Here is a 3,077-nt window from a genome sequence, read left to right on the forward strand (position 1 = left end):
AATGTTCTCTCAAAACTAGATAACAATGTTCAAGCTTCACATTAGAATATAGGTTAAGTCCTCGATCTATTAGTATCTGTCAGCTCCACGTGTCACCACGCTTCCACCTCAGACCTATCAACCTGATCATCTTTCAGGGATCTTACTTCCTTGCGGAATGGGAAATCTCATCTTGAGGGGGGCTTCATGCTTAGATGCTTTCAGCACTTATCCCGTCCGCACATAGCTACCCAGCGATGCCCTTGGCAGAACAACTGGTACACCAGCGGTGCGTCCATCCCGGTCCTCTCGTACTAAGGACAGCTCCTCTCAAATTTCCTGCGCCCGCGACGGATAGGGACCGAACTGTCTCACGACGTTCTGAACCCAGCTCGCGTACCGCTTTAATGGGCGAACAGCCCAACCCTTGGGACCGACTACAGCCCCAGGATGCGATGAGCCGACATCGAGGTGCCAAACCTCCCCGTCGATGTGGACTCTTGGGGGAGATAAGCCTGTTATCCCCGGGGTAGCTTTTATCCGTTGAGCGATGGCCCTTCCATGCGGAACCACCGGATCACTAAGCCCGACTTTCGTCCCTGCTCGACTTGTAGGTCTCGCAGTCAAGCTCCCTTGTGCCTTTACACTCTGCGAATGATTTCCAACCATTCTGAGGGAACCTTTGGGCGCCTCCGTTACATTTTAGGAGGCGACCGCCCCAGTCAAACTGCCCACCTGACACTGTCTCCCTGCCCGATAAGGGCAGCGGGTTAGAAGGTCAATACAGCCAGGGTAGTATCCCACCGATGCCTCCACCGAAGCTAGCGCTCCGGTTTCCAAGGCTCCTACCTATCCTGTACAAGCTGTACCAACATTCAATATCAGGCTGCAGTAAAGCTCCACGGGGTCTTTCCGTCCTGTCGCGGGTAACCTGCATCTTCACAGGTACTATAATTTCACCGAGTCTCTCGTTGAGACAGTGCCCAGATCGTTGCGCCTTTCGTGCGGGTCGGAACTTACCCGACAAGGAATTTCGCTACCTTAGGACCGTTATAGTTACGGCCGCCGTTTACTGGGGCTTCAATTCGCACCTTCGCTTACGCTAAGCGCTCCTCTTAACCTTCCAGCACCGGGCAGGCGTCAGCCCCTATACTTCGCCTTACGGCTTCGCAGAGACCTGTGTTTTTGCTAAACAGTCGCCTGGGCCTATTCACTGCGGCTTCTCGGGGCTTTAACACCCTAAGAAGCACCCCTTCTCCCGAAGTTACGGGGTCATTTTGCCGAGTTCCTTAACGAGAGTTCTCTCGATCACCTTAGGATTCTCTCCTCGCCTACCTGTGTCGGTTTGCGGTACGGGCACCTCTCACCTCGCTAGAGGCTTTTCTTGGCAGTGTGGAATCAGGAACTTCGCTACTAAATTTCGCTCGCCATCACAGCTCAGCCTTTACGGGAAACGGATTTGCCTATTTCCCAGCCTAACTGCTTGGACGCGGATATCCAATACCGCGCTTACCCTATCCTCCTGCGTCCCCCCATTGCTCAAATGGTGAGGAGGTGGTACAGGAATATCAACCTGTTGTCCATCGCCTACGCCTTTCGGCCTCGGCTTAGGTCCCGACTAACCCTGAGCGGACGAGCCTTCCTCAGGAAACCTTAGGCATTCGGTGGACGGGATTCTCACCCGTCTTTCGCTACTCATACCGGCATTCTCACTTCTAAGCGCTCCACCAGTCCTTCCGGTCTGACTTCACAGCACTTAGAACGCTCTCCTACCACTGTTCGTAAGAACAGTCCGCAGCTTCGGTGATACGTTTAGCCCCGGTACATTTTCGGCGCAGAGTCACTCGACCAGTGAGCTATTACGCACTCTTTAAATGGTGGCTGCTTCTAAGCCAACATCCTGGTTGTCTAAGCAACTCCACATCCTTTTCCACTTAACGTATACTTTGGGACCTTAGCTGGCGGTCTGGGCTGTTTCCCTTTCGACTACGGATCTTATCACTCGCAGTCTGACTCCCAAGGATAAGTCATCGGCATTCGGAGTTTGACTGAATTCGGTAACCCGGTAGGGGCCCCTAGTCCAATCAGTGCTCTACCTCCGAGACTCTTACCTTGAGGCTAGCCCTAAAGCTATTTCGGAGAGAACCAGCTATCTCCAGGTTCGATTGGCATTTCACCCCTACCCACACCTCATCCCCGCACTTTTCAACGTGCGTGGGTTCGGGCCTCCATTCAGTGTTACCTGAACTTCACCCTGGACATGGGTAGATCACCTGGTTTCGGGTCTACGACCACGTACTCATGCGCCCTATTCAGACTCGCTTTCGCTGCGGCTCCGCATCTTCTGCTTAACCTTGCACGGGATCGTAACTCGCCGGTTCATTCTACAAAAGGCACGCCATCACCCTTTAACGGGCTCTGACTACTTGTAGGCACACGGTTTCAGGATCTATTTCACTCCCCTTCCGGGGTGCTTTTCACCTTTCCCTCACGGTACTGGTTCACTATCGGTCACTAGGGAGTATTTAGCCTTGGGAGATGGTCCTCCCGGATTCCGACGGAATTTCACGTGTTCCGCCGTACTCAGGATCCACTCTGGAGAGAACAACATTTCAGTTACAGGGCTGTTACCTTCTTTGGCGGGCCTTTCCAGACCTCTTCGCTTATATCGTTCCTTTGTAACTCCGTATAGAGTGTCCTACAACCCCAAGAGGCAAGCCTCTTGGTTTGGGCTGTTCCCGTTTCGCTCGCCGCTACTCAGGGAATCGCATTTGCTTTCTCTTCCTCCGGGTACTTAGATGTTTCAGTTCCCCGGGTATGCCTTCTCATACTCTATGTATTCAAGTATGGATACTACTCCATTACGAGCAGTGGGTTTCCCCATTCGGAAATCTCCGGATCAAAGCTTGCTTACAGCTCCCCGAAGCATATCGGTGTTCGTCCCGTCCTTCATCGGCTCCTAGTGCCAAGGCATCCACCGTGCGCCCTTTCTAACTTAACCATTTCTTACTTTAGAAAGAATCACTATGTGTGATGAACTTTGCATTGCATTCAATGTGAATGTATTACTTATTGTTATCTAGTTTTCAAAGAACACG

At 52.3% G+C, this 3,077-nt stretch carries 1 rRNA gene; it reads right to left on the reverse strand.

Annotated elements, in window-relative coordinates:
- Nucleotides 1–49: 49 nt before the first annotated feature.
- Nucleotides 50–2,980 (reverse strand): 23S ribosomal RNA (locus tag C6347_RS19075).
- Nucleotides 2,981–3,077: the final 97 nt, after the last annotated feature.

This window comes from Bacillus sp. NMTD17 (assembly GCF_002998735.1).
GTDB lineage: Bacteria > Bacillota > Bacilli > Bacillales > Bacillaceae > Bacillus.